General features: G+C 41.9%; 28 protein-coding genes. 14 read left to right on the top strand and 14 right to left on the bottom strand.

From position 1 onward, the window contains the following. Positions 1–3: 3 nt before the first annotated feature. Positions 4–1626: a peptide ABC transporter substrate-binding protein gene (locus AACQ83_RS00655; protein WP_112875907.1), complete on the bottom strand. Its 1623-nt coding sequence runs from the start codon at positions 1624–1626 to the stop codon at positions 4–6. 173 nt (positions 1627–1799) lie between these two features. Here AACQ83_RS00655 and tpx point away from each other — a divergent pair, with 173 nt between their 5' ends. Next, positions 1800–2303: a thiol peroxidase gene (gene tpx / locus AACQ83_RS00650; protein WP_112875799.1), complete on the top strand. Its 504-nt coding sequence runs from the start codon at positions 1800–1802 to the stop codon at positions 2301–2303. 42 nt (positions 2304–2345) lie between these two features. On the opposite strand, the gene tyrR is transcribed toward tpx, so the two are convergent. From tyrR to pspA, 7 genes are all read right to left on the bottom strand, one after another. Beyond that, on the bottom strand, positions 2346–3929 hold the full coding sequence (gene tyrR, locus AACQ83_RS00645) for a transcriptional regulator TyrR (RefSeq protein WP_112875798.1): 1584 nt from the start codon (positions 3927–3929) through the stop codon (positions 2346–2348). Positions 3930–4185: 256 nt separating this feature from the next. Next, positions 4186–5250, bottom strand: coding sequence for a YcjF family protein (locus tag AACQ83_RS00640; RefSeq protein ID WP_112875797.1), 1065 nt, complete (start codon positions 5248–5250; stop codon positions 4186–4188). Continuing rightward, on the bottom strand, positions 5247–6644 hold the full coding sequence (locus AACQ83_RS00635) for a YcjX family protein (RefSeq protein WP_112875906.1): 1398 nt from the start codon (positions 6642–6644) through the stop codon (positions 5247–5249). Before AACQ83_RS00635 ends, AACQ83_RS00640 begins: the two co-directional genes overlap by 4 nt. A gap of 92 nt (positions 6645–6736) precedes the next feature. Further along, complete coding sequence (locus tag AACQ83_RS00630; RefSeq protein ID WP_255566824.1) at positions 6737–6868, bottom strand: hypothetical protein; 132 nt, start codon at positions 6866–6868, stop codon at positions 6737–6739. Positions 6869–6909: 41 nt separating this feature from the next. Further along, a complete protein-coding gene (pspC, locus tag AACQ83_RS00625) occupies positions 6910–7263 on the bottom strand; it encodes an envelope stress response membrane protein PspC (protein WP_112875796.1) in 354 nt (117 codons plus the stop codon). Further along, positions 7263–7481 carry an envelope stress response membrane protein PspB gene (pspB, locus tag AACQ83_RS00620; protein ID WP_011146806.1) on the bottom strand — a complete coding sequence of 73 codons (219 nt, stop codon included), beginning with the start codon at positions 7479–7481 and terminating at the stop codon, positions 7263–7265. The genes pspC and pspB overlap by 1 nt, the downstream gene beginning before the upstream one ends. Positions 7482–7518: 37 nt before the next feature. Further along, a complete protein-coding gene (pspA, locus tag AACQ83_RS00615) occupies positions 7519–8193 on the bottom strand; it encodes a phage shock protein PspA (protein WP_112875795.1) in 675 nt (224 codons plus the stop codon). A 181-nt stretch (positions 8194–8374) separates the two neighbouring features. Between pspA and pspF the strand changes: the two genes are divergently transcribed. The 9 genes from pspF to gstA all read left to right on the top strand — a co-directional run bounded on the left by pspF (position 8375) and on the right by gstA (position 18320). Further along, entirely contained in the window at positions 8375–9376 is a 1002-nt protein-coding gene (pspF, locus tag AACQ83_RS00610) for a phage shock protein operon transcriptional activator (RefSeq protein WP_112875794.1), read from the top strand. Positions 9377–9632: 256 nt separating this feature from the next. Continuing rightward, positions 9633–11297: an ABC transporter substrate-binding protein SapA gene (gene sapA, locus AACQ83_RS00605; RefSeq protein WP_112875905.1), complete on the top strand. Its 1665-nt coding sequence runs from the start codon at positions 9633–9635 to the stop codon at positions 11295–11297. Beyond that, positions 11294–12259 (top strand): putrescine export ABC transporter permease SapB, encoded by a 966-nt coding sequence (gene sapB / locus AACQ83_RS00600; RefSeq protein ID WP_112875793.1) that lies wholly within the window; start codon positions 11294–11296, stop codon positions 12257–12259. The genes sapA and sapB overlap by 4 nt, the downstream gene beginning before the upstream one ends. Further along, entirely contained in the window at positions 12246–13136 is an 891-nt protein-coding gene (sapC, locus tag AACQ83_RS00595) for a putrescine export ABC transporter permease SapC (RefSeq protein WP_112875792.1), read from the top strand. Before sapB ends, sapC begins: the two co-directional genes overlap by 14 nt. Next, positions 13136–14128 carry a putrescine export ABC transporter ATP-binding protein SapD gene (sapD, locus tag AACQ83_RS00590; protein WP_112875791.1) on the top strand — a complete coding sequence of 331 codons (993 nt, stop codon included), beginning with the start codon at positions 13136–13138 and terminating at the stop codon, positions 14126–14128. The genes sapC and sapD overlap by 1 nt, the downstream gene beginning before the upstream one ends. Further along, entirely contained in the window at positions 14129–14938 is an 810-nt protein-coding gene (sapF, locus tag AACQ83_RS00585; protein WP_112875790.1) for a putrescine export ABC transporter ATP-binding protein SapF, read from the top strand. A 174-nt stretch (positions 14939–15112) separates the two neighbouring features. Then, the gene (fabI, locus tag AACQ83_RS00580) at positions 15113–15901 is read left to right on the top strand and encodes an enoyl-ACP reductase FabI (protein ID WP_011146814.1); all 789 of its coding nucleotides are present in this window, start codon (positions 15113–15115) and stop codon (positions 15899–15901) included. Positions 15902–16444: 543 nt separating this feature from the next. Next, entirely contained in the window at positions 16445–17203 is a 759-nt protein-coding gene (locus tag AACQ83_RS00575) for a hypothetical protein (RefSeq protein ID WP_112875789.1), read from the top strand. Between the two features lie 511 nt (positions 17204–17714). Continuing rightward, a complete protein-coding gene (gene gstA, locus AACQ83_RS00570; RefSeq protein ID WP_112875788.1) occupies positions 17715–18320 on the top strand; it encodes a glutathione transferase GstA in 606 nt (201 codons plus the stop codon). A 46-nt stretch (positions 18321–18366) separates the two neighbouring features. On the opposite strand, the gene pdxY is transcribed toward gstA, so the two are convergent. After that, positions 18367–19230, bottom strand: coding sequence for a pyridoxal kinase PdxY (gene pdxY / locus AACQ83_RS00565; protein WP_112875787.1), 864 nt, complete (start codon positions 19228–19230; stop codon positions 18367–18369). A 1-nt stretch (position 19231) separates the two neighbouring features. Here pdxY and AACQ83_RS00560 point away from each other — a divergent pair, with 1 nt between their 5' ends. Beyond that, the gene (locus AACQ83_RS00560; RefSeq protein ID WP_112875786.1) at positions 19232–19429 is read left to right on the top strand and encodes a hypothetical protein; all 198 of its coding nucleotides are present in this window, start codon (positions 19232–19234) and stop codon (positions 19427–19429) included. A gap of 26 nt (positions 19430–19455) precedes the next feature. Here AACQ83_RS00560 and tyrS read toward each other — a convergent pair whose 3' ends face one another. The 3 genes from tyrS to anmK form a co-directional block, all read right to left on the bottom strand. Beyond that, positions 19456–20730, bottom strand: a complete 1275-nt coding sequence (gene tyrS, locus AACQ83_RS00555; RefSeq protein WP_112875785.1) for a tyrosine--tRNA ligase — start codon at positions 20728–20730, stop codon at positions 19456–19458. 119 nt (positions 20731–20849) lie between these two features. Continuing rightward, positions 20850–21503, bottom strand: coding sequence for a pyridoxamine 5'-phosphate oxidase (gene pdxH / locus AACQ83_RS00550; RefSeq protein ID WP_112875784.1), 654 nt, complete (start codon positions 21501–21503; stop codon positions 20850–20852). Positions 21504–21552: 49 nt separating this feature from the next. Further along, the gene (gene anmK, locus AACQ83_RS00545) at positions 21553–22665 is read right to left on the bottom strand and encodes an anhydro-N-acetylmuramic acid kinase (protein ID WP_112875904.1); all 1113 of its coding nucleotides are present in this window, start codon (positions 22663–22665) and stop codon (positions 21553–21555) included. A 347-nt stretch (positions 22666–23012) separates the two neighbouring features. On the opposite strand from anmK, the gene AACQ83_RS00540 reads away from it, so the two are divergent. Continuing rightward, positions 23013–23483 (top strand): outer membrane lipoprotein, encoded by a 471-nt coding sequence (locus tag AACQ83_RS00540; protein WP_112875783.1) that lies wholly within the window; start codon positions 23013–23015, stop codon positions 23481–23483. Between the two features lie 84 nt (positions 23484–23567). Here the strand turns inward: AACQ83_RS00540 and slyA are convergent, their stop codons facing one another. Together slyA and AACQ83_RS00530 are read right to left on the bottom strand one after the other, a co-directional pair. Beyond that, on the bottom strand, positions 23568–23999 hold the full coding sequence (gene slyA / locus AACQ83_RS00535) for a transcriptional regulator SlyA (protein ID WP_112875782.1): 432 nt from the start codon (positions 23997–23999) through the stop codon (positions 23568–23570). 556 nt (positions 24000–24555) lie between these two features. Further along, positions 24556–24795, bottom strand: a complete 240-nt coding sequence (locus AACQ83_RS00530) for a DUF1289 domain-containing protein (RefSeq protein ID WP_112875781.1) — start codon at positions 24793–24795, stop codon at positions 24556–24558. 172 nt (positions 24796–24967) lie between these two features. Between AACQ83_RS00530 and gloA the strand changes: the two genes are divergently transcribed. Both gloA and rnt read left to right on the top strand, forming a co-directional pair. Further along, complete coding sequence (gene gloA, locus AACQ83_RS00525) at positions 24968–25381, top strand: lactoylglutathione lyase (protein ID WP_112875780.1); 414 nt, start codon at positions 24968–24970, stop codon at positions 25379–25381. Then, positions 25381–26034, top strand: coding sequence for a ribonuclease T (rnt, locus tag AACQ83_RS00520; protein ID WP_112875779.1), 654 nt, complete (start codon positions 25381–25383; stop codon positions 26032–26034). Before gloA ends, rnt begins: the two co-directional genes overlap by 1 nt. Positions 26035–26197: the final 163 nt, after the last annotated feature.

Raw genomic sequence — 26197 nt, 5'->3', positions numbered from 1 at the left:
CCCTTAGTGCTTAATTATGTACATAGTATGGCTATATGCCACGTCTTCAGGATTGGTGATCGGGTATCCTTTTAACCAAGGTTTTATCAACCTGCCGTTAGTGTATTGATAAATCGGTGCAATAGGCGCCTGTTCAGCAATCATTTGCTCCGCTTTGTTATAGTCATCGTTTCTTAAAGCATCATCTGTTCGCAAACTAGCAGATTTTAGTAATTTGTCATAATTTGCCTGATGGAATTTCGCAATATTGCCACTATGCGTTGACGTTAACAGGCTTAGAAATGTAGAAGGTTCGTTATAATCACCCACCCAAGATGCACGAATAACATCAAAATTACCCGTGTTACGGCTATCAATATAAGTTTTCCATTCCTGATTCATCAAACTTACTTGCACCCCCAGTTTTTTCTTCCACATAGAGGCAATAGCAATCGCAATTTTCTGATGGTTTTCGGAATTATTATAGAGCAGAGAAAGTTTCAGTGGATTGTTCGGCCCGTAACCCGCCGCTTGTAACAAAACTTTAGCCTGTTGGTCCAGTTCTGCCTGTGTATGTTGTTCCATGTCACTAAGCACAGGATGGAAACCCGCGGTCACATCCGGCGTAAAATGCCAGGCAGGTTTCTCTCCTGTCGCCAAGACTTTTTCCGCAATGACTTTACGGTCAATTGTCATAGAAAGCGCTTTACGCACTCTGGCATTATTCGTTGGCGCACGTTGGGTGTTAAAAGCGTAATAATAGGTCCCCAACTGATCCGGCGTATAGACTTGCCCAGGTAATTCATGCTGCAATTTTTTATACATATTTTTCGGAAAAGATTCGGTGATATCCAAATCATCCGCTAGATAACGTTTAGTCGCGTGTGATTCCTGATTAATTGGTACAAATGTGACTTTGGTCAGGACGGTTTTTTTATGATCCCAGTAATAAGGGTTTGGTGTCAGAACGATTTTTTCATTAACAATTCGATCATGTAATTTGAAAGCGCCATTCCCCACCAAATGACCAACTTTTATCCACTCTTTCCCATATTTTTCTACTATTTTCTTATTTACCGGATAGAGACTGAAATTCGCCGTCAGATTGGGAAAATAAGGCACAGGCCGGTTTAATGTCACCTTTAATGTGTGCTTATCAATGGCCTCAACACCCAGTTTTGCCGGAATTAATTTACCATCAATAATTCCCTGAGCATTCTCGATACCCGCTAGTGCGGCAAACCAAGCAAAAGAAGAGGTATTAGCCGGCGTGACCAACCGCTGCCAACTATACACAAAATCTGTCGCAGTAACGGGTTCGCCGTTTGACCAACGAGCATCAGAACGCAAGGTAAAAAACCAAGTTTTGTTGTCTGCGGTTTTCCACTCTGTTGCGACGCCGGGAATGGCCTTGCCATACGCATCCTGATTCACTAACCCTTCAAACAGATCACGCTGAACTTGCGCTTCTGTCAAACCCACGGCATTCATCGGGTCTAAGGACGCCGGTTCGTCTTTTAGATGACGCACCAATTCCTGTTTGTCATTAAGCTGAGTGCCAGCAGGAACTTCTGCAGCGAAAACAGAAACGGAGATAAGAGAACTATTGATAAGTAGTGCACAAGAAATCAGATTCAAATAACGCATAAGATAATAATCTGCCCTGTTATAAAATAAATATCCCAATACTAAATTATAAGCCATTGTCGAAATGACACAATCAGACAATTTTACTCTCACAAGCACTATTTTTGATGGGCAAGCGCCAAATATTCTTCTACACTGGGCAATCGTGGTTCATTTATCAGAGGAAGAAAGCTATGACACAAACAGTAAAATTTCAAGGCAATGATATCGCCGTAAGCGGCCAGTTCCCAAAATCAGGGGAAAAAGCGAAAGATTTTACTCTGACAGCCAAAGATCTCTCCGATGTCTCTCTTAGCCACTATGCCGGAAAAAGTAAGGTGCTGAATATTTTCCCAAGTATCGATACCGGTGTTTGTGCGGCATCAGTACGTAAATTTAATCAGGTAGCGAATGATTTGGAAAATACCGTCGTACTGTGCATTTCTGCCGACCTGCCTTTTGCTCAGTCCCGTTTCTGTGGCGCGGAAGGGTTATCAAATGTCGTCACGCTGTCTACCTTGCGTGGCGGTACTTTCAGTGAAGATTATGGCGTTGCCATCAGCGATAGTCCTCTGAGTGGTCTCACAGCCCGTGCAGTCATTGTGCTTGATGAAAGCGATAACGTGATTTATAGCCAACTGGTTGATGAAATCACTAATGAGCCAGATTACGATAGCGCACTGGCCGCACTGAAATAAATCCCATGATTTGTATAATGCCCACTTCCGGTGGGCATTATTTTATTCATCACCATCCGGCTCATATTCAGTAGCATGCTTCCTGCTACTCAGACCATATTCTCTCAATTTATTGGCAATCGCAGTATGCGATACCCCAAGACGTTTAGCCAGTTTACGCGTGCTGGGATAGTGCCGATAAAGACGCGTTAACACCGAACGTTCAAAACGTTTACTGATTTCATCCAGAGAACCATTGAACACATCTTCACTAAAAGAAACCTCTGTTTCAAACTCTGGCAGTTGTATATCCCGCGGCGTCAGCTCCATATTTTCAAGCTGAGTCAGCGCCCGATAGATGGCATTTTGTAACTGCCTTACGTTACCGGGCCAACTGTAACTCGTCAGAAAGTGGGGAAGTTCAGGGGACAATTTCGGTTTCAGTACTCCCTGTTCTTCAGAAAAACGCTCAATAAAATACTCCACCAGCGGCATAATATCTGCTTTACGATCACGCAACGGCGGGAGTGTAATCGCCAACACATTAAGACGATAATAGAGATCTTCGCGAAATTCCCCTCGCTGCACCAATTCAACCAGATTTTTTTGTGTAGCACAGATAACTCTGACATTCACTTTGACTTCATTTTCTTCCCCTACTCGGCGGAAAGTACCATCATTCAGAAAACGCAGTAGCTTAATTTGCATCTGTGGCGACATTTCACCGATTTCATCCAGTAAAACAGTGCCTCCATTAGCCTGCTCGAAGAAACCTTTCTTTCCTTCAATCGCATTCGGATAAGCGCCGGCAGCATAGCCAAACAGTTCACTTTCTACTACATCATCCGGCATCGATGCGCAGTTCAACCCCAAAAAGGGCTGTTTTCCGCGTAAGCTGTGAAAATGACAGGCTTTTGCCAGAATATCTTTGCCAGTTCCTGTCTCACCAATCAGCAACAGTGGCGCATCCAGCATCGCCATTTTACGGGCCTGCTCAATAATCTGAGTCATTTTTGGGCTAACAGCGATAATCGCCTTAAACTCACTACCATCATTGACAGTCAGTTTTTTCAGCTGATTCCCTATTCGAGCGGCAGATTTGAGCATAATCACTGTGCCAACACATTGCATTTTCTGCTTTTCATCCATCAGCTGAATAGGAGTAATATCCATCAGGTAGTCCAGACCTTTGAGAGTTATCCTTTCCACTCGTTGCTGGATATTTTTATTTTCAAACCAGCGCGAAAAGTTATAACCGCTGATAAACTGCCCAATAGGTTTTTGATAAGTTTGTTCCTCACTAACACCAAACAGCTTAAACACCGCGGAGTTAGCAAGCTCAATATTTCCTTTCAGATCAACTGAAAAAACAGGCTCAGGCAAGGATTCCAACAGTGCACACATCGCTTTGTGTTCTCTTTCTGAAGGCATAAAAGAGACGGTACGAACATCAATAACACCATTAATACGGCGAATTTCTGCCATCAATTTACGAAATACATTGAAATCAACTTGTGAAAAATTAAGGTAAATCCGGCCGATTTGAGATATTTCTATCCCTTTTAAATCAATATTCTCTAATACCAGTAGATCGAGCAGTTCACGGGTCAGCCCAATTCGATCATGGCAAGCAACTTCTAAGCGCATCTGTTTTGACCTTATTTACACTAATGCATATAATTTTTTAAAATACTACTCTCTACAATTATGCATATGAAGCATTCTGTCAGTAAAAATTGACCAGACTCCAGTTTTTTAATGTCGCAAATAACACAGTATTTGAAACTTTCACTAAAATAAACAAATCCTAAGATTGATTATAAAACAAATTAATAAAATAACGTAAAATATTGTCATTATCTGGATATTTTGTGCGTTCATATAGAATTAAAGTATATATCATTTAATTAACTATATTCTTAGACTTATTTGGCAGGATATTCTTAAGTTGAGTGATTAGCTGACGACGGAAATCTCCTAATTTAGGTTTATCACCTTCTATCCAAGGTAATGGCCTACATAATTCCATCGCTTTAATACCCAACCGGGCGGTCAGTAAACCTACACCGATCCCTTGAGCGGCTCTGACAGAAAGACGCGCAGCGATATCCTGCGATAACCAATCCATACCCACTTCCCGCACCACTTCTGAAGCACCAGAAAAAACAATATTCAGTAGAACAAGACGGAAGAGCCGAATACGACTGAAATATCCCAGTTCAATACCATATAGAGCTGCAATACGATTAATTAGCCGGATATTACGCCAGGCAATAAATGCCATATCGACAATGGCCAACGGGCTAACTGCTATCATTAATGCCGATTCCGCAGCACAGCGGCTGATTTCAGCCTTGACTTGAGAGTCCAAAACAGGTTGAACCCATTTACTGTACAACACCACCACTTCACGATCGTTATGTGTATCATGTAAAGCGGCCCGCCAGCGCTGTAACGCCGGATTATGCTGTTCGATACCCGCCTGACTTGCCAACTTCTCACAAAATTCCCGCCCTTTACCCACGCCATGATGCTGCAATAACGCTCTTGCCGTATCGCGTTCCTCAGACCGCATTCTTAGCCGATAAAGACGATGCCACTCATTGACAAGAGAACCTATTCCCGCAAAGACAATCATGCCCCCGGCTGCCGCTACACCTAATGCACTCCAATCCTGTTGCTGCCATGATTGATAAATCCACTGCACAAACTGAGCAACAGCACTCACCCCCAATAACATCAGAGAACCATATACCATTCTACGCCAGCAACTACGCTTAGGTTTCAGTGCTGCATTAACTATCCCTTCTACCTGACCTTCGCGTTCTTCAGCCTCAAGTTCCGGTGAAGCAGGACAAAAATTCGCTGTGTCTTTTTCATTAAAGATCTGAGCAGGCTTTAAAACCGGCTCTTGTGGCCCCGATAAGGATTCTGCAAAGTCAATTCTTGGCTTCAAGGGTTCCGTCATTTCACTTTATCTCCCACTAAAAATTCCAGCACGGTATCCAACCGGATATGAGGCAATGGTGTATCAACATTTACCGGACAAGGGCTAAACTCTTCGAAAGAGAAACCCTGTTTTTGCCAGAAGTTATCCTCAGGTAAACGCCGTGGCACCTCTCCGGGAAAAAATGTCAGCGGTTTACCATCTGTAAGCCGATATCCTTTCAACGCCGGAATACTTTCACCATTGTGTTCAATCACGCCACTTTCTGTCGCTCGTACCGACGCCAAGCCAACACAATCCATGCTGATACCTTCAAAAACCGCATTTTGTCTGGCTTCCTGAATCAATTGCTGGAGTAAAGAAACCAAATTAGCATGCTGATCTGCGGTAACGTGATCGGCTTTACTGGCAGCAAACATTAATTTATCAATGCAAGGGGAAAACAGGCGACGGAAGAGCGTTCGTTTACCATAATGAAAACTTTGCATTAATTGTGTCAGCGCCAAACGCATATCATTAAATGCTTGTGGTCCACGGTTTAATGGCTGTAAACAATCTATCAACACAATCTGCCGATCAAAACGTAGAAAATGCGCTTTATAAAACCCTTTCACCACCGACTGGCAGTAATATTCAAAGCGCTGACGCAGCATACCGATATTCGTGTGTCTATCTGCCTGAGCAAATCGTGACTCAGTGATATTGTTGATATCCGGCCACGGGAAAAATTGTAAAGCCGGAGCACCCATCATATCACCGGGCAGAACAAATCTCCCCGGCTGAATAAAATGTAAACCTTGCTCTTTGCATTTAGCCAAATATTCCGTATAAGCCTGAGCAATAGCAGCCAACAGATTCTCATCTGCGGGTGCCAGTGGATCGCACTGTTTACAAAGTTCCAACCAAGGTTTTGCCCATACAGCTCTTTGTCCCTGCAATAAGCTATTCATCTGGTGTGACCATGTTAAATAACTTTGCGCCAACATCGGTAGATCCAACAGCCATTCGCCGGGATAATCCACAATTTCCAGATATAACGTGGCAGTTTCTTTAAAATGGCGCAGCAGAGAATCCCCAGAACGGTAACGAAGTGCCAGACGGATTTCACTGACACCCCGCGTCGGAGTCGGCCAGGCTGGCGGTGTGCTGTAAAGTGCGGTCAACCCTTCATCATAAGTAAAGCGAGGAACGCCCAAATCACGTTGTGGAACCCGTTTTACACCCAACAAGCGACCGTCACGCACAGCAGAAAATAGCGGCAACCGGGCACCGCTATGGAGGTTAAGTAACTGATTAACCAAAGATGTGATAAACGCTGTTTTACCACTATGACTTAATCCTGTTACAGCTAACCGTAAATGGCGATCCATCCCACGATTAACCAACGCAGTTAATTCATTTTGTAGCCGTTTCATGTCTCTCCTGTGATAAATATGACGATCAGGCAATACCCGTTGCATCATTTAACTTTTCCTGCAACTCGTGCTGGCAGGGCTTCACGCTGACGCTACATCTCTTGTTTAGCCAACTTATGAGAAACCCAAACCGTGTTAGGATCATCGGCTTCATTGAGGCCCTGTTTCACTTGTTCCCAGAACCAATTATCGTGTTCCGCCGCTTCATGAGTTCGTTTCAACACTAATGACCCCACAATTAGCCCAAGGCCTCCCTTAATTATTATCAAAGCTGCCTGAAACGACTGCGAACGCTGAACGTTTCTGAGGTGATATAACGCTCCATTTGGCGCAGACGAATCTCTCCCGATTTCAATTGATAATCGATTTCATTCAGCAAGTTTTGTACTGAAAAATGGTCCTCTTCGATATAACCCGTAGGTGCCGGATCAAGGACGAAAACCAGTACAATATAAGCAACAACCACAAAACCAAACAGGCCAAAGAAGAGTGACAATACCGCGATGACACGAATCAAACGTACTGGTACATCAAAATAATAGGCCAACCCAGCACAAACACCTTTAATTTTGCCCTTTTCGGGTATTCGATACAGTTTCCGGCGGTTACCATTCGACATTATGATTGCCTCCAATCAGGATGTTCCGCATCCAGAATATCTTCCAATGTTTTGATTCGTGCCTGCATATGTTGTACCCGCTCTGCCAGACGCTGAATTTCATTCTGATCTAACTGGCTTTGGTTTGAATTCCGGCTGTTATAATGCAACCACAACCAGATGGGTAACACAAAAAGTACAAAAATAGTCAGCGGAATGCCAAGAAATATAGAGCCCATCACTTTTCCTTAAATGGTTAGTTGAGTGCGCCAACACTTAATGTTGTTCTTTATTAGCATTTATTTTAGCCTTCATTGCCGCTAACTGCGCACTGATTTCATCGTCTGCTTTTAATTCAGCAAACTGTTGATCCAGCGATTTTTGTTTTCCCATGCCCACGGCTTCTGCTTCCGCTTCCATATGATCGATACGGCGTTCAAATTGTTCGAAGCGAGCCATTGCCTGATCAATTTTACCGCTGTCTAGATGATGACGAACCTGTCGGGAAGAGGCGGCCGCCTGATGACGCAAAGCCAATGCCTGTTGTCTTACTCGGGTTTCGCTAAGTTTGTTTTCAAGCTCAACAATCTCCCCTTTCATTCTCTCAAGTGTCTCTTCCAGTATGGTTAATTCATGTTTCAATGTATCCACTAAAGCAGCCACTTTCTGCTTTTCAAGCAGGGCTGCCCGTGCCAAATCTTCTCTCTCTTTATTCAACGCCAGTTCCGCTTTTTCCTGCCAGTCGTGCATTTGTTGTTCACCTGCGGTAATGCGGCGAGATAACTGCTTTTTCTCTGCCAAAGCACGGGCGGAAGTTGAGCGAATTTCAACTAAAGTGTCTTCCATTTCCTGAATCATTAGACGAATCATTTTCTGCGGATCTTCCGCTTTATCCAGTAATGAAGAGATATTGGCATTCACGATATCAGCAAAACGAGAGAAAATACCCATAACAAATTATCCTCTTTGGTTAAGGTTGGTTAATACTATTCATGTCACTTCTATCCTATCAAGAGTCATGCCAACTTTTCATTTACTTTATTTCCATGAAATATAAAGAAATTTTTTTATTTAACTTTTTATCACAACGTAATAAAGTGGCTAAAATAACCAATTATCGGTGAAAATAACCATGAATGACGCCACAGAAAACCTATTGGGTGAAGCAAACAGCTTTATTGAAATTCTGGAGCAGGTATCCGCGCTGGCAAAATTAAACAAACCCGTTATCGTTATTGGGGAACGCGGAACCGGCAAAGAGCTGATTGCCCGCCGTTTGCATTATTTATCTCCCCGCTGGCAAGGCCCATTTATCTCCCTAAACTGCGCGGCTCTGAATGAAAATTTATTAGATTCAGAGTTATTTGGTCATGAAGCTGGCGCATTTACCGGTGCGCAAAAGAGGCACCAAGGAAGATTTGAACGTGCTGATGGAGGAACACTATTTCTTGATGAATTGGCAACCGCACCAATGCAAGTTCAAGAAAAGCTGTTGCGTGTCATTGAATATGGGCATCTTGAACGCGTTGGCGGCAGCCAATCATTACAAGTTGATGCTCGACTGATATGCGCGACCAATGATAATCTGCCCGCAATGGCAGCTAAGGGGCAATTCCGCGCTGATTTGCTCGATAGGCTGGCTTTCGATGTGGTTAAAATCCCACCATTGCGGCAAAGACAGCAGGATATCATGTTGTTAGCGCAGCATTTTGCTATTCAGATGTGCCGCGAACTTGATTTACCACTATTTCCCGGGTTCACTGACCAGGCAAGACAACAGTTACAGGATTACACGTGGCCCGGTAATATTCGTGAACTGAAAAATGTTGTGGAACGATCGGTTTATCGTCACGGCGAAAATTCTGCTCAACTTGATAATATTATTATTAACCCATTCGCCTCCACACCACATTTTATAGCCAATGATGATAGTAATGATTTATCTTCACAACTTCTGCCTTCACTACCAGTTAATTTGAAACAGTGGCAACATGACAGCGAACGACAATTAATAGCATTATCATTAAAAGAGAGCAGATTTAACCAAAGAAAAGCAGCAGAGAAACTACGACTGACCTATTATCAATTACGAGGCTTAATGAAGAAACATGATATCAACGCCGGCGATAAGTGATCCGGATTACAGATAAAAAAAAGCCAGCACCCGAGCTGGCTAAAAAACACTGGAAGCAATGTGAGCAATGTCGTGCCTTTCCTGAGATACAAAAACTGTTCCCCGGAAGTGCGATACAGATGATAATGGTTATCAATACGTTTTGTAAAGCACTTTATTGAGAATTTTTCTCATTATCATCCCCTCAGCGTTTTTTTGGGCTCAAGAGCGAATTGAGATACAATGTGTCAATTCTAATTAATAACAGATGCCTTATATGCGCAGTTTGATTTATTGGATCATATTATCCCTTTCAGCTCCTGCTATTGCAGAAACAATAGCTATGCCTGAAAAAAATCCCCACGTTCCGACTGACATTCAGCAACAAGGGCTTATTTATTGCGTTAATGGCAATCTGAATACCTTTAATCCCCAACTGGCTAGCAGCGGCTTAACTGTCGATACACTGGCAGCACAACTCTATGAGCGCCTACTAGATGTAGACCCCTATACTTATCGTTTACTCCCTGAATTAGCCTCCCATTGGGAAATACTGGATAATGGTGCTACCTACCGTTTTTATTTGCGCCATAATGTCTCATTTCAATCAACAGACTGGTTTACTCCGACCCGTAACATGAATGCTGATGACGTCATTTTCAGCTTTAAGCGTCTGTTTGATAAGCAACACTATTATCACAACGTCAATGGCGGGCATTATCCCTATTTTGACAGCCTCCAACTGGCCGATTCTATTCAAAGTATCCGTAAACTTAATGAATATACGGTGGAGTTTCGCTTGAACGAACCAGATGCTTCTTTTCTTTGGCATTTGGCAACCCACTATGCCCCAATACTTTCACAAGAATATGGGCAACAATTGCATCAAATGAATCGCCATGAACAAATTGACTGGAAACCTGTCGGCACAGGCCCGTTTATGTTGGAAGATCATCGGACCAGACAATTTATTCGTCTGGTTCGTCATGATAAATACTGGAAAGGCAAACCACAAATGCGTCAGATAGTTATTGACGTCGGCGCCGGCGGCACCGGCAGGATGTCTAAACTTTTAACCGGTGAATGTGATGTATTAGCGTATCCCGCTGCCAGTCAGCTTACAGTTTTACGAGATGATCCTCGCCTGCGTCTGACTTTACGCCCAGGAATGAATATCGCTTATCTGGCTTTCAATACCAGCAAGCCACCACTTGATAAGCTACAGGTCCGGCAAGCCATTGCTTACGCTATTAATAACCAACGGCTGATGCAATCCATCTATTATGGTACGGCGGAAACAGCCTCATCAATTTTACCTCGGGCGTCATGGGCTTATGATAATCAAACTGAAATTACGGAATACAACCCAGAAAAATCCCGTAAAATGCTTAATGACCTCGGATTAAATGGCTTGCAATTGAGCTTATGGGTACCTTCCGCCTCTCAATCATATAATCCAAGTCCACTCAAAATGGCAGAACTGATTCAGGCCGATTTAGCACAAGTTGGTATTACCATGAGTATCAAACCTGTTGAGGGCCGCTTTCAGGAAACCAAACTGATGGATAAATCTCACGATATGACATTATCAGGTTGGTCAACTGACAGTAATGACCCAGACAGTTTTTTCCGTCCACTGTTAAGTTGTGCTGCTATCGCTTCACAGACAAATTTCAGCCATTGGTGTGAGCCAACGTTTGATAAAATTTTGCGGGAAGCTTTGATTAACCAGCAATTATTATCCCGAATTAAGTATTATCATGCGGCTCAACAAGTCCTTGAGCAGCAATTACCTATATTACCATTAGCCTATTCTCTGCATTTACAGGCCTACCGTCATGATATTAAAGGGCTGGTACTCAGCCCATTTGGTAATACCTCTTTCGCTGGCGTTTATCGGGAAAAAGAGACTAATCGAATGAATCAGAAGGGTGACAAATGATTATTTACACTCTCCGTCGTCTGCTATTGCTGATTATTACCCTGTTTTTCCTGTCACTGATAAGCTTTAGCCTAAGTTACTTTACCCCCAATGCTCCACTCAGCGGGGCATCCCTATTTGATGCTTATATATTCTATTTCAACAGCTTATTACTATGGGATTTTGGCGTATCCAGCATTAATGGTGAACTTATCAGCGGACAACTACGGGAAGTGTTCCCCGCCACAATGGAGCTCTGTATTCTGGCTTTCTCTACCGCCTTACTAGTCGGCATCCCACTCGGGATTATTGCGGGAGTATGGCGTAACAAACCAGCAGATACTGTTATCATCTCCATTGCTTTAGTCGGATTTTCCATCCCGATTTTTTGGCTAGCATTATTACTGACTCTATTTTTCTCTCTTTATCTCGGCTGGCTACCCGTCTCCGGGCGCTTTAATCTGCTATATCAGATTGAACCTGTAACAGGTTTCTCATTAATTGATGCCTGGTTATCAAAATCACCCTATCGTAATGAGATGATCATTAGTGCCATGCAACACTTGCTGCTACCCGTTATTACACTCGCCGTTGCACCGACAACCGAAGTTATCCGGTTGATGAGGAACAGCACAGAAGAAGTTTTTGGTGAAAACTATATTAAAGCCGCCGCAACCCGTGGTTTATCAAGGCTGACAATTATCCGTCGTCATGTATTACACAATGCGTTGCCCCCTATCATTCCGAAACTAGGATTACAATTTTCCACCATGCTGACACTGGCAATGATGACAGAACTCGTATTTAACTGGCCGGGACTTGGTCATTGGTTGGTCAGTGCCATTCGTCAGCAAGATTATTCCGCCATTTCTGCCAGTGTTATGGTGATTGGCACACTGGTGATTTTTGTCAATGTTCTGTCTGATATTATTGGCGCAATGGCTAACCCTCTGAAGCATAAGGAATGGTATGCCCTTAGATAATTTTTATCGTGAAAAGAAAATGCCGTCACCGATAAAGGTCATCTGGCGCTTTTTCTATTCTGACATGTTGGCAATGATGGGGTTTTATGGGGTGCTGATTCTGATCGCCCTAAGTCTGTTTGGTAGCTATCTGGCCCCCTATAAGCTCGATCAACAATTTCTTGGTCATCAGTTGCTGCCACCTTCATGGTCATATCACGGTAATATCGCATTTTTTCTAGGTACCGACGATCTTGGACGCGACATTCTCAGCCGATTACTAATAGGTACAGCCTCTACATTCGGTTCAGCTCTGTTAGTCACTTTAGCAGCCGCTTTATGTGGTCTGATTATTGGCTGTCTGGCAGGCATGACACGAGGACTGAAATCCGCGGTGCTCAATCATATTCTCGATACATTACTCTCTATCCCATCACTATTGTTGGCAATCATTGTCGTCGCCTTTGTGGGCGCCAGTTTGCAGCATGCAATAATCGCTATTTGGTTGGCGCTATTGCCACGTATCGTTCGCACAGTTTACAGCGCCGTTCACGATGAGCTAGATAAAGAATATGTTATTGCCGCTCGCCTGGATGGCGCCTCTAATTACCACATTCTATGGTATGCCGTATTACCAAACATTACCGCCGCCTTGGTCAACGAGCTAACACGTGCCCTTTCTATCGCCATACTTGATATCGCTTCACTTGGTTTTCTTGATCTTGGCGCCCAACTTCCCTCACCCGAATGGGGAGCCATGTTGGGCGATTCACTGGAGCTAATCTATGTTGCGCCCTGGACCGTTATGTTGCCCGGCGCGGCAATTATGTTCTGTGTCTTGTTAGTCAATTTATTAGGTGATGGATTACACCGAGCAATTAATTCCGGGGTGGAATAATGCCATTACTCGACATTCGCAATCTCACTATTGAATTTATGACTGCCAAAGGGCCAGTTAAAGCGGTTGATCGCGTCAGTATGTCACTGACAGAAGGCGAAATACGTGGTCTGGTTGGTGAATCCGGCTCAGGTAAAAGCTTGATTGCCAAAGCAATAAGCGGAGTCACTAAAGATAATCTCAAAGTGACGGCTGACCGTTTTCGCTTCGATGATATTGATCTGCTCCGTCTGACTCCACGTCAGCGCCGAAAAGTGATCGGCCACAATATCTCAATGATTTTTCAGGAGCCACAATCCTGTCTTGATCCTTCTGAAAATATTGGTCGTCAACTCATTCAAGCCATTCCCTGCTGGACATACAAAGGCCGTTGGTGGCAACGTTTCAAATGGCGAAAACGCCGGGCTATTGAATTACTCCACCGTGTGGGAATTAAAGATCATAAAGACATTATGAATAGCTTCCCTTGCGAGTTAACGGAGGGAGAGTGCCAAAAGGTCATGATTGCTATCGCATTGGCTAACCAACCACGCCTGCTGATTGCAGATGAACCAACCAATGCGATGGAACCGACCACACAAGCTCAGATTTTTCGTCTGTTAGCACGATTGAATCAGAACAACAACACCACCATTTTACTGATAAGTCATGACTTGCAAGTCATGAGCAAATTGGTGGATCGCATTAATGTTCTGTACTGTGGTCAAACGGTCGAAAGCGCCGTTCCCGATGAATTACTGGTAACACCACACCACCCTTACACACAAGCGTTAAGCCGCGCTATCCCTGATTTTGGTAGCTCTTTGCCTCATAAAAGCAGGTTAAACACCTTATCAGGCGCTATTCCATCCCTTGAGCACTTACCCATCGGCTGCCGTTTAGGTCCGCGTTGTCCTTATGCGCAAAAAACGTGTATTGAAACACCGCGGTTGCGGGTGATTAAAAACCACGCTTTTGCCTGCCACTTTCCACTGAATCTGGAGGAACAGTAATTGATTAATACTCTGCTAGAAGTCAGGAACTTGGCTAAAACTTTTCGCTATCGAACGGGTTTTTTTCATCGTCAACATCTCAATGCGGTAAAACCCGTTAGTTTTACCTTAAAAGCTAAACAGACACTGGCGATTATTGGTGAAAACGGTTCTGGAAAATCAACACTGGCAAAAATGCTTTCAGGCGTCATCGAGCCAACTGCCGGTGAAATCATGATCGAAGGCCATAAACTCACTTACGGTGATTACAGTTATCGCAGCCAACGCATTCGCATGATATTTCAGGACCCAAGTACGTCGCTAAATCCTCGTCAGCGTATTGGTCAAATTCTTGATATTCCCCTTCTGCTTAATACAGCGCTCAATACAATGGAGCGGGAAAAACGGATCAACCAAACATTGCGACAAGTTGGCCTGTTACCGGACCATGCCAATTATTATCCACATATGTTAGCCTCAGGCCAGAAACAGCGGGTAGCACTGGCGCGCGCATTGATATTACAACCTCAGATTATTATTGCTGATGAGGCATTAGCATCACTCGATATGTCTATGCGATCTCAAATCATTAATCTGATGTTGGAATTACAGGAAAAACAAGGTATTTCTTACCTCTATGTCACCCAGCATCTTGGCATGATGAAACATATCAGCGATCAGGTGCTGGTCATGCATCAAGGGGAAGTTGTTGAGCGGGGAAATACAGCAGAAGTGTTGGCTTCTCCTCTGCACGATATGACCCGCCGTTTAATCGCTAGCCATTTTGGTGAAGCACTCACCGCTGATGCCTGGCGGCAGGATATTCCTTAACATATAGAAAACGATAATCACTGCTCGGAGCAGAACGCAAAATACAGCATATTTCTCTCTAGCGTGATAGAATTACTGGGTTTATTAACAATAAAACGTCATATTGATATTGTCTCTGTGAGCAATTTTAATCCATGAATATCATTACCGGCGTTATCACACAAGGATACTGTTATGGGTTTTATGACCGGCAAGCGCATTCTGATCACTGGCGTCGCCAGTAAACTCTCCATCGCTTATGGTGTTGCAAAAGCAATGCATGACCAGGGAGCTGAGCTGGCTTTCACTTATCAAAATGACAAGTTGAAACCTCGTGTTGAAGAATTTGCTGCTTCCCTAAATTCTACTATCGTTCTGCCTTGCGATGTAGCTGAAGACGAAAGCATTGAAGTCCTGTTCACCGAGCTGAGTAAAATTTGGCCAAAATTCGATGGTTTTGTTCACTCCATTGGCTTTGCACCTGCTGATCAACTGGATGGTAACTATGTCAGTTCCGTTACCCGCGAAGGTTTTAGAATCGCGCACGACATCAGCTCTTACAGCTTTGTTGCTATGGCAAAAACTTGCCGTGAAATGCTGAACCCAAATTCTGCTTTACTAACTCTCACCTACTTAGGAGCAGAGCGCTCAATCCCTAACTATAATGTAATGGGTCTGGCAAAAGCATCTCTGGAAGCTAACGTCCGTTATATGGCTAACGCCATGGGCGCTGAAGGTATTCGTGTTAACGGTATCTCTGCCGGGCCTATCCGTACTTTGGCTGCGTCTGGCATCAAAGATTTCCGTAAAATGCTGGCTCACTGTGAATCCGTTAACCCAATTCGCCGCACTGTAACAACTGAAGATGTTGGTAACGCTGCGGCATTCTTGTGCTCGGATCTGTCCGGCGGTATTACCGGTGAAATCCTGCATGTTGACGGTGGTTTCAGCATTGCCGCAATGAATGAACTGGAATTGAAATAATCTGATTAATAATCAGTAAATTTCAACTCACAAAACAAGGCCCGAAAAGCTAGTTTTTCGGGCCTTTTATTATCAATAAAATAATAGATTAATCACTTCATTAAATCATCACTAATAGGTAAAAATTAATTTTAAATTAAAATATAAAAAACAATTGGAGAGAATTATTAAAACCTTTGTAATTAAATAGTTAAACGATATTACCTTATATACCCGTCATCTTTCAAGCTGCCTCTTTGTTGGCTGCACTCACTCACCCCGGCCACATAGTTATCTATGCTCCCGGGGATTCATTCCCTTGCCGTCGCGATGCAACTTGAAATCCATAGGGTATAATTGTTTTACCGAAATAAAAAATATTATCTCGTTTCCTTGCACTAATCAGTAATATGTCCTTTAATATAATCAACAACTTAATTTCATATAATTGATTATTAATGCAATATTTTATTTTTATTATCATTTTAATCTTTTAGGTTTAATATTATATTTCATACTTTTATACAATTTAATGATATTTATTATTTTAGCAAGGTGAATAAAATGAAAAATGATTTTTTAATTATATCCAATATGTTTAAATCAATTACCAATATAAAATTGCCAGAATGCCTGAAAAATCATGATCTATCTCAAGAAATTGCAACTTCTTGGAATAAGTTTAGTGAATCATTATATCACTGGCCATCAGCGCTGGAAGATTATGAATATGCATATAATTCCGATGAACAAGATATTGATAGAATCATTAAAAATATACACAAAGCAACAACTTATTTAGGTTCACTTAGCAGTGGATATTTAGGTCATGGTTATATTGCCAGGGTCGATCATGCATTGAAAGAAATTGAATCAGATTTTAGTAAGCTAAACGATTTCATCTCAAAATTACCACAACTCTTTGAAATGTCTCAAATTAATTTTGAAAGCAAGAAAAACTTCGCAGAAAAAACACATATAAAAATACAACAATTATTAAAGAGTATTCCCGATGGAGAAGATAAAAAACAAATATATAAACTCTCTTTATTGATGGAAGAAATCACTTTAAATATATCAGATGTTTCATTTAGCCTTAGAAATATAAATAATTCAGTCAATAAACTTAATGGACAAATCAGAGCAATTAATAATATTTACAATGAGTTAGTCGAAAACTTTAATAAAGAGAATAAAAAAGATATTTTTACAAGAAACTATAGGCAATGCATGATCTATTTTAGTGATTTTACAAATAAATTCAATTTATTTTCCTATGATTACAAATCATTTAGAAAAAATAATATATTAATTATGTTATAATCAATATAAAATGAATTTTTGCAACTATCAATAATCTCTATTATTTATTCCGTATAATATCATCAGTTGTAAAATATGCTATATAACACAAAATACGGGGCAGTTTTGGACAAGTAATTTCATCCAGAACTCTCCTTAAATTTCTCTATTAATGCAACCAATTTACCCCAAAATAACGATAAAAAACCAGATAACCACTCATATAATCAAGTGCATAAGAAAGCACTAATCACGATATGATCAGACCATCGGATATCTATTCAATCATTAATTTGCTATAACATATTTCCATATGCCGTGGTAGTATGTATCAAGGCTATGACAATGCCTTACTGAGTTCCTTTGTCCTATTATATCTATACCCTATGGATTTCAAGATGCATCGCGACGGCAAGGGAGCGAATCCCCGGGAGCATAGCAAACTATGTGACCGGTGTGAGCGAGTGCAGCCAACAAAGAAGCAACTTGAAAGATAACGGGTATATTACCGAAAATTTTTAAGGAGCTATACATGAAACTTTATTACCAACCTGGAGCTTGTTCTCTATCACCCCACATCATACTTCGTGAAGCAGGACTTGATTTCAGCGTGATTAAAGTTGATCTGAAAACTAAAAAAACGGAGAACGGCGACGATTTTTTCGCAATCAACCCAAAAGGCCAGATACCAACTCTCCTGCTAGATAACAATGAGATCCTCACCGAAGGAGCTGTTATTGTCCAATATATTGCCGACCAGAAACCGGACAAAAAATTAATTGCACCAGCCGGAACAATGGAACGATATCATCAACTTGAATGGCTTAGCCATATTTCCAGTGAAATCCATAAAGGATTCTCACCCCTGTTCATGCCAGGAACACCAGAAAATTATCGTCCTGTTGCTATTAATAATCTACTTAGAAGATTCAAGTATATAGATGAAGTATTAGCAAAACAGCCATACATTGCCGGGGAGCATTTTACTGTTGCTGACGCTTACTTATTCACGCTCAGTAACTGGGCACCTTTAGTGCGATTGGATCTATCTGATCTGGTTCATCTTAAAGCTTATCAAGAGAGGATTGCAGAACGTCCAAATGTTCGTGATGCCCTGAAAGCTGAAGGGTTAATTTAAAAATAAAAAACCGTTCCACGCAATGTCCGTGGAACGGTTAAATATCTTAATCCAATTGTGTCGCACAGAATTTATGACCAGGCGCCACCATTCTGTCCTGAGCAGCCACAATTTGTAATTCGTATTCGCCCATATCTTTGGTTGTTACCATCACTTCATAAACCGCAGCAGCGACATGTTCGAGGGCAGTTTGTAAAGGCTCGCCTTTTAATAGATTAACCAATAACAAGCCGCTGGTTAAATCACCCACACCAACTGGCTGGCGTTCGCCAAAATCCACCAAAGGCCGACTTACATGCCAGCTATGTTCTTTAGTCACTAATAGCATTTCAAAACGATCAGTCCGATAACCAGCTCGACTAAGGTGTTTAACCAGTACAATATCCGGCCCTTTATCACATAGTGTTCGAGCAGCCACAACAGCCTGTTCTACATTAGTCACTTTCTGCATACTAAGTGTTTCAAGCTCCAGCAAATTTGGCGCAATGATATCACTTACAGGAAGTGCATCTTTACACAAAAATTCAGCCACCCCAGGCACAACAATACAACCTTTTTCTGGGTGCCCCATAACGGGATCACAGAAATACCAAGCATCAGGATTCACCGCTTTTACCCGTTTTACTATATCGATAATATGGCCCCCTTGCTCCGCTGAACCGATATATCCACTCAGTACTGCATGACAAGATTTGAGCTGTTCAATTTCTTCTATGCCCTGAACGATTTCTGTAAGATGGTTAGCTGGCATAATACACCCTTTCCATTGAGCATATTGGGTGTGATTTGAAAACTGTACTGTATTCAACGGCCATACGTTTACCCCCATCCGACGCATAGGGAATTCCGCAGCACTGTTGCCAGCGTGACCAAAAACAACATGAGATTGAATTGAAAGGATATTTTTCACAATGACGGCCTATATTTTTATTCTGGCTTCTGTTTATAAGATTAAAGTCATAGTAAGAGAAAGGGCAACATTATCATTGCCCCATCATATACCCGTCATCTTTCAAGTTGCCTCTTTATTGGCTGCACTCGCTCACACCGGTCACATAGTTATCTATGCTCCCGGGGATTCGCTCCCTTGCCGTCTCGATGCATCTTGAAATACATAGGGTATATATAATATGAGTTATTTCCAGCAGATCAAACAATCGTGTTTTTTACCACGACGCAGCAGGGTGTAACGATCAAACAGACGGTTACTGTCAGTAAACAGATATTCAGGTTCAGATTGTTTTTCACCATTAATTGCGACAGCGTTGGAACTGATCATCGTACGCGCCTGACCACGAGAAGGTACCAACCCGGCATTAACCAAAGCTTGTTGCAAATCTGCGCCTTTTTCCAACTCAATTACCGGCATACCATCCTGCGCCAATTGAGCAAAATCCGCTTCGGTCAAATCAGCAGCAGCTCCAGAGAATAAACTTTCTGTAATCCGTTTAGCGGCTGCTAACCCCTCTTCACCATGCACCATACCGGTAACTTGTTCTGCCAACACGTACTGAGCACGAGGAGCTTTACCGCTATTTTTATCTTCTTCTTCCAAAGCATCAATATCTTCAAGATTCATAAAGGTAAAGAATTTCAGGAAGCGATAAACATCAGCATCCGCAGTGTTAATCCAGAATTGATAGAATTTGTATGGACTGGTTTTCTTCGGATCTAACCAAACAGCGCCACCTTCTGTCTTACCAAATTTAGTGCCATCAGATTTCGTGATCAATGGAACGGTCATGCCAAATACTTGTTTCTGGTTGATACGACGCGTTAGATCAATACCAGAAGTAATATTCCCCCACTGGTCAGAACCACCAATCTGTAACTCAACACCATGTACTTCATTCAGGCGAGCAAAATCATAGGATTGCAGTAGATTATAAGAAAACTCAGTGAAAGAGATACCCACATCATCACGGTTCAAACGCTGTTTAACCGCCTCTTTGTTAATCATCTGATTAACTGAGAAATGTTTGCCGATATCACGCAGGAAAGTCAGAACATCCATGTTGCCAAACCAATCATAATTATTGGCTGTTTTAGCGCTATTTTCGCCACAATCAAAATCGAGGAAAGGTGAAACTTGTCTACGAATTTTCTCCACCCACTCTTTAACGGTAGCTTCAGTATTCAATTTACGTTCAGTGGCTTTGAAACTTGGATCACCAATCAAACCCGTCGCTCCACCAACTAACGCCACGGGTTTATGCCCGGCTAGCTGGAATCGTTTTAAACACAGCAAGGGAACCAGATGCCCCAAATGCAAGCTGTCAGCGGTCGGATCGAAACCACAATAGAGGGAGACAGGGCCCTGCGCCAGTCTCTCCGCTAACGCATTCTCATCCGTCACCTGGGCAATGAGGCCCCGCTCTTGCAGTTGTTTTATCAGGTTATTGCTAGACATTAATGACTCCATTAATTTGTGTATTTTGTCTGTTGTATAAATCGCGATTTAAAAAGAGTGCGGCATAGGATAAAACGCCAATACTATAAGTGCTAGTATTAAAAATGATAATCCACGATTTATGGTGCAAGCCTGTCAACATGCCAGCTATCGCCTTGCCGTTGATAAATAAACCGATCATGGAGCCGGTTTGCACCACCTTGCCAAAATTCAACAGAATCAAAGGTCACTTTGAATCCCCCCCAAAAGCTAGGCAAAGGCACCTCACCATTCAAGAATTTCTGTTTCAATTCAAGGAACTTCCCTTCTAAAACACCGCGTGCGGAAATACGGGAAGATTGTTGTGATGCCCATGCAGCAATCTGGCTATCTCTAGGACGGCTATGGAAATATTTCACCACCTCAACAGGAGAAAGACGTTCCGCTTTACCAAGAAAAGAGACTTGCCTTTCCAAAGGATACCAAGGGAAATGGAGGCTGATTTTATTATTGTGCGCCAAATGTTTCGCTTTCCGGCTACCTAAATTTGTATAAAAAATCAGACTATTTGTATCAAAATGCTTCAATAACACAATACGTTGATACGGTTGACCATTCTCATCGACCGTCGCTATAGACATTGCTGTGGGATCACTCAACTTAGCGTCACATGCTTGATTAAGCCAACGCTCAAAAAGTTCGATGGGCTCTTCAGTCAAATCCTTACGTCTTAACCCACCACGAATATATTCACGGCGTAATTCTGCAACATCAAATTCATTATGTTCTGACATTAACGTAGCTCTGTTTATGACTCACTAAATACCCAATAGCTTATCATTGTTATTGATTAATAACAGGATAAATCGCTCCTAAAATAGTTTCAGTACTCGCACCGGTAACAGAGGGTAAATTCCCTGGCACACCTGACATTGTACGGAATGCTAACCAAGCAAATGCCAGTGCTTCCATATCATCACCGCTTAGGCCATATTTATCTGTCGGGCAAACCTCCGTCCCCGGTAATAAGGCAGAAAGTCGACTCATTATCTGCGGGTTACGTGCGCCACCACCACAAACCAACAGACGTTCACATCCACCACTCAACATAATTTGCTGTGATACAGACGCTGCTGTCAGCTCGGCCAGCGTTGCCTGAACATCGACAGGAGATATGTCAGGAAAGTTAACTAATTGCGCCTCCAACCAACTCATATTGAAATACTCCCGACCTGTGCTTTTAGGGGCTGGTCGTGAAAAATAGTGATCAGAAAGCATTTGTCCGAGCAATTTGTTATTAACAACACCTTCTCGTGCCCATTGCGCATCTTTATCATAAGGTTTTTTCTGATGACGCCATACCCAACTATCCATCAGCATATTACCCGGACCTGTGTCATACCCTTTGACAGGTGATCCAGGTAATAGCGTCGTTATATTGGCAATACCACCGATATTGAGAATTATCCTTCGTTCTGTCGAATGGCCTAATACGGCGAAATGAAAAACTGGAACTAATGGCGCTCCCTGCCCACCATATGCCATATCCCTCCGACGAAAATCGCCAACCACAGTTATCCCAGTCAAAGCTGCAATACGGTTATTGTCGCCAAGTTGCATAGTGAAAGGCGTATGACTATCTGGCTCATGCCAAACGGTTTGCCCATGACATCCCACAGCAGTAATATCACTTGTAGTTAACCCTGTTTTAATCAGTAAACCTTGTACAGCTTCAGCGAATAAAGAACCAAGTTCATAATCCAACCGACCGATTGCCGATAATGTCGTTTGCTGCCCTTGACAGACTGCGAGAATTTTCTGTTTTAATTCGTATGGGAATGGATGCGAATAACTGGCTTGCTGAGCAACAACTTTATCATTGATTGCGGCAAGCACCACATCAACGCCATCCAGACTTGTACCCGACATTACACCAATATAACGACCTGACTTCATAACCATTTAATTTGCCTTCCTGCTTAGAATCTGTCTTGATAAAATCAGAAACCATGCCAATAACTATAAAGCGCAGTGGTTTTGGCTGTATATGACTAATAGACAAACGAAGGAATAAAACCTGAGTTTTGGAAACAACTTCACAAAAAATGCTGAATTTTTCATTAATAGCTATTTCTTTTAAAAATCTCTATTGACGTTTAATATATGTTTAGCACTAGATTGCTAATGTACTGATATTCTATTTGAATAAACTTTTTATTACTTATTGCCAATGCCGGTTGTTAGCCTGATTGCCCAGTGAGCTATCAGATTTCCGCAGTCAGGCATCGAAATTAGGAGTTACTATGTTTAAGCACTTTTTAGTTAGCGCGGTTGCCGTTGCTTCATTATCAGGCTGTGTCAACACCGATTCTCTTTCTGGTGATACCTACACTGCTGGACAAGCTAAGCAGGTCCAAACTGTCTCTTACGGCACAGTTGTTTCTGTTCGTCCTATCAATATTCAGGCGAGCAGCAATGAGAATGTATTAGGCGCGATTGGTGGTGCAGTTCTAGGAGGCCTTGTTGGTAATACTATTGGTGGTGGCAGCGGCAACACATTAGCAACTGCCACAGGTGCGATTGCCGGTGGTGTCGCGGGCCAAAATGTTCAGGGAGCTCTTAACACAACTAAAGGTGTAGAACTCGAAATTCGTCGTGACAGTGGTGAAAGCATCATTGTTGTTCAAAAACAAGGCAAAACACTCTTTCATAAAGGCCAACGTGTAAGAATCGCAGGCCAAGGTAGTAATATTACTGTTTCACCTCGACAATAAGATATAGATAAGAAAACCGTGACTTCATTTTAGTAAGTCGCGGTCTTCTTTCATCCGGTTAGCATTTCATGGATATCGTCATTACTATCTATTTTGTAATTGGATAATATTTTGCTCTAACTTCTGAACTAAAGTGGAAAGAAAAGCAAGTTCCTCGCGTGAAATACCTCCCAGAATCTCATTTCTTGTGGATTCAATAACACCATCTAACTCCCTAATAACCGATGCAGAATCTTCAGTTAGCTTGATTCTCTTTGCACGACGATCATTGGCACAAGTATGCCGGGTGATAAGTTTTTTTTCCTCAAGCTGATCTAATGTCCTGACTAAAGATGGTTGCTCGATACCGATAGCTTTCGCCAACTGTATCTGAGATTGCTCCTGAGGTAACCGGCTAATATTGTATAACGTTACCCAATGAGTCTGAGTTAATTCTAACGGCTTTAAACGATAGTCAATTAAAGCACGCCAAATACGAACTAACCGTGCCAGATCTGATCCCAATGTAGATTCCAATTGTCCCTCCTTAAATAACTAGCCTACTAAACATAACAGCCAAATTTTTCTAAATCAGGCTAACTAGCCTTAAAAAAGTATATATAACTTCTGTATAATCACAGTAAATTCTTAGTAACTAACTAATTCAGGTAACTATAACCAAGAATAACTAAACTTAATTTAAACTCAGAACAAACAATCAACATACAATATTTTTACCATAAAAACTATCAGAACTACGAATACAAACAAACAGAAACCAATAAATATCATTCAATACTTTATTCAAAGTACTATAAGAATAGCTGTCATCTAAATGCTAAGCTATCTATTTTTACATTAATGTTGTTTTTATTTTACATTTATCACACAATCAAGCTTAAAATTCCATTTAAAACATAAAGTTATGAAAACATCAAATAAGCTCACTTAGCCTTTCCGTTAATCAAGAAATAAAAAAATAACAAACAAAATACTTAAAATTATAGTAGAACATTTATAACTTTGCCAAAAATATAACCCTATATAAGTAAATCATTGAATTGTTAATCCCAATAACCTCAAAAATCGATAATTAAAACAGTGATGGCTGCTCAGGTGGTTCTTCATCTATCTGATTTTGTGCTCTCAATGCACGTAAATATCTTTGCCGGCACAGTCGCAATACTTCACGCTTTTGCCCATCTGACATTTTCATCCAATTAAATCTTTCTTCCCGGCTACGATAACACCCCAGACAAAAACCCCGCTCATTCGCCTGACAAATTCCTCGACAAGGACTGGGAATAGCAAAAAACTCTAGTTGCTCAGCCATCACATCCCGTTTCCTATACAATTCACATACTATATTTAATTATAAACCTAGATAAGAATAAATTATAATTATGGACAAATTGAACTGTAACCGTAAGACACGTTATAGTTAGTGGTTTTTGTGCGATCTACCGCACAAAAATATTGGTAAAACCATTAAATTAGAGGTAATTATGCGTTTACTCCATACCATGATCCGTGTTGGTGACCTACAACGCTCCATTAATTTTTACACTGAAGTGTTAGGAATGCGCCTGTTGCGCACCAGTGAAAACACCGAATATAAATACTCACTCGCCTTCGTTGGCTACGCTGATGAAAGCGAAGGAGCAGTAATCGAGTTGACCTATAATTGGGGAGTTGACCATTACGAAATGGGAAATGCCTTTGGTCACATCGCATTAGGTGTTGATAATGTCGCAACCACTTGCGAATCTATTCGCAAAGCAGGTGGTAACATTACCCGTGAAGCGGGTCCTGTAAAAGGCGGAACAACCATTATTGCTTTCGTTGAAGATCCAGATGGCTACAAAATTGAACTTATTGAAAACAAAAATGCCAGCAACGCTCTGGGTAACTCAATCTGATGTCTGACAAAAAAGAGCCAAACGTCCTTAGTGGACGTTTTAGAGGTTATTACCCTGTTGTTATTGATGTTGAAACTGGCGGTTTTAATGCCAAAACAGATGCATTACTTGAAATTGCCGCCGTTACACTGGAGATGGATGGTGAAGGTTGGCTAACGCCTGGCGAATCACTTCACTTCCATATTGAGCCATTTGAAGGAGCCAATCTTGAACCAGCAGCCCTAGAATTCACCGGCATTGATCCATTAAATCCGCTACGTGGGGCAGTGAGCGAATATGAAGCTCTACACGCTATTTTTAAAATGGTTCGTAAAGGGATAAAAAATAATCATTGTAATCGGGCAATTATCGTTGCTCACAATGCTAACTTCGATCACAGCTTTGTTATGGCTGCCGCGGAACGCACTGGACTAAAACGAAATCCGTTTCATCCGTTTGCAACTTTTGACACCGCTGCTTTAGGTGGTCTGGTGTTAGGACAAACAATCTTAGCAAAAGCCTGCATCACAGCCGGCATCCCATTCGATAATAATCAGGCTCACAGTGCTTTATATGATACTGATCGTACCGCTGAATTATTCTGTGAAATGGTCAACCGTTGGAAACAACTTGGTGGCTGGCCATTAGCAACAACCGCAGAAAAAACTGGATAAATAGCCGAATGGCTAGATTAATATAATCAAATCTAAACAATAATACCCCCCATATATCAACATATGGGGGGATAGCATAATAATCTATACCCGTCATCTTTCAAGTTGCCTCTTTGTTGGCTGCACTCGCTCACCACGGTCACATAGTTACCTATGCTCCCGG

This window comes from Photorhabdus sp. S10-54 (genome assembly GCF_963878145.1).
Lineage (GTDB): Bacteria > Pseudomonadota > Gammaproteobacteria > Enterobacterales > Enterobacteriaceae > Photorhabdus > Photorhabdus kayaii.
Note: the sequence above shows the minus strand (reverse complement) of the source record. Positions and strands in the feature narration are given on the sequence as shown.

Excerpts from the sequence above, each read along its gene's own strand:
- AACQ83_RS00635 (WP_112875906.1), bottom strand. The coding sequence starts at position 6,644 with ATGAAACGGCTACAAAATGAATTAACTGCGTTGGTTAATCGTGGGATG.
- pdxH (WP_112875784.1), bottom strand. The coding sequence starts at position 21,503 with ATGTCAGAACATAATGAATTTGATGTTGCAGAATTACGCCGTGAATAT.
- gloA (WP_112875780.1), top strand. The coding sequence starts at position 24,968 with ATGCGTTTACTCCATACCATGATCCGTGTTGGTGACCTACAACGCTCC.
- pspB (WP_011146806.1), bottom strand. The coding sequence starts at position 7,481 with ATGGGCTCTATATTTCTTGGCATTCCGCTGACTATTTTTGTACTTTTT.
- rnt (WP_112875779.1), top strand. The coding sequence starts at position 25,381 with ATGTCTGACAAAAAAGAGCCAAACGTCCTTAGTGGACGTTTTAGAGGT.
- AACQ83_RS00655 (WP_112875907.1), bottom strand. The coding sequence starts at position 1,626 with ATGCGTTATTTGAATCTGATTTCTTGTGCACTACTTATCAATAGTTCT.
- AACQ83_RS00530 (WP_112875781.1), bottom strand. The coding sequence starts at position 24,795 with ATGGCTGAGCAACTAGAGTTTTTTGCTATTCCCAGTCCTTGTCGAGGA.
- pspC (WP_112875796.1), bottom strand. The coding sequence starts at position 7,263 with ATGTCGAATGGTAACCGCCGGAAACTGTATCGAATACCCGAAAAGGGC.
- tyrS (WP_112875785.1), bottom strand. The coding sequence starts at position 20,730 with ATGTCTAGCAATAACCTGATAAAACAACTGCAAGAGCGGGGCCTCATT.
- pspF (WP_112875794.1), top strand. The coding sequence starts at position 8,375 with ATGAATGACGCCACAGAAAACCTATTGGGTGAAGCAAACAGCTTTATT.
- sapA (WP_112875905.1), top strand. The coding sequence starts at position 9,633 with ATGCGCAGTTTGATTTATTGGATCATATTATCCCTTTCAGCTCCTGCT.
- gstA (WP_112875788.1), top strand. The coding sequence starts at position 17,715 with ATGAAACTTTATTACCAACCTGGAGCTTGTTCTCTATCACCCCACATC.
- anmK (WP_112875904.1), bottom strand. The coding sequence starts at position 22,665 with ATGAAGTCAGGTCGTTATATTGGTGTAATGTCGGGTACAAGTCTGGAT.
- fabI (WP_011146814.1), top strand. The coding sequence starts at position 15,113 with ATGGGTTTTATGACCGGCAAGCGCATTCTGATCACTGGCGTCGCCAGT.
- tpx (WP_112875799.1), top strand. The coding sequence starts at position 1,800 with ATGACACAAACAGTAAAATTTCAAGGCAATGATATCGCCGTAAGCGGC.
- AACQ83_RS00560 (WP_112875786.1), top strand. The coding sequence starts at position 19,232 with ATGACGGCCTATATTTTTATTCTGGCTTCTGTTTATAAGATTAAAGTC.
- AACQ83_RS00575 (WP_112875789.1), top strand. The coding sequence starts at position 16,445 with ATGAAAAATGATTTTTTAATTATATCCAATATGTTTAAATCAATTACC.
- tyrR (WP_112875798.1), bottom strand. The coding sequence starts at position 3,929 with ATGCGCTTAGAAGTTGCTTGCCATGATCGAATTGGGCTGACCCGTGAA.
- sapD (WP_112875791.1), top strand. The coding sequence starts at position 13,136 with ATGCCATTACTCGACATTCGCAATCTCACTATTGAATTTATGACTGCC.
- sapB (WP_112875793.1), top strand. The coding sequence starts at position 11,294 with ATGATTATTTACACTCTCCGTCGTCTGCTATTGCTGATTATTACCCTG.
- sapC (WP_112875792.1), top strand. The coding sequence starts at position 12,246 with ATGCCCTTAGATAATTTTTATCGTGAAAAGAAAATGCCGTCACCGATA.
- pspA (WP_112875795.1), bottom strand. The coding sequence starts at position 8,193 with ATGGGTATTTTCTCTCGTTTTGCTGATATCGTGAATGCCAATATCTCT.
- AACQ83_RS00540 (WP_112875783.1), top strand. The coding sequence starts at position 23,013 with ATGTTTAAGCACTTTTTAGTTAGCGCGGTTGCCGTTGCTTCATTATCA.
- AACQ83_RS00640 (WP_112875797.1), bottom strand. The coding sequence starts at position 5,250 with ATGACGGAACCCTTGAAGCCAAGAATTGACTTTGCAGAATCCTTATCG.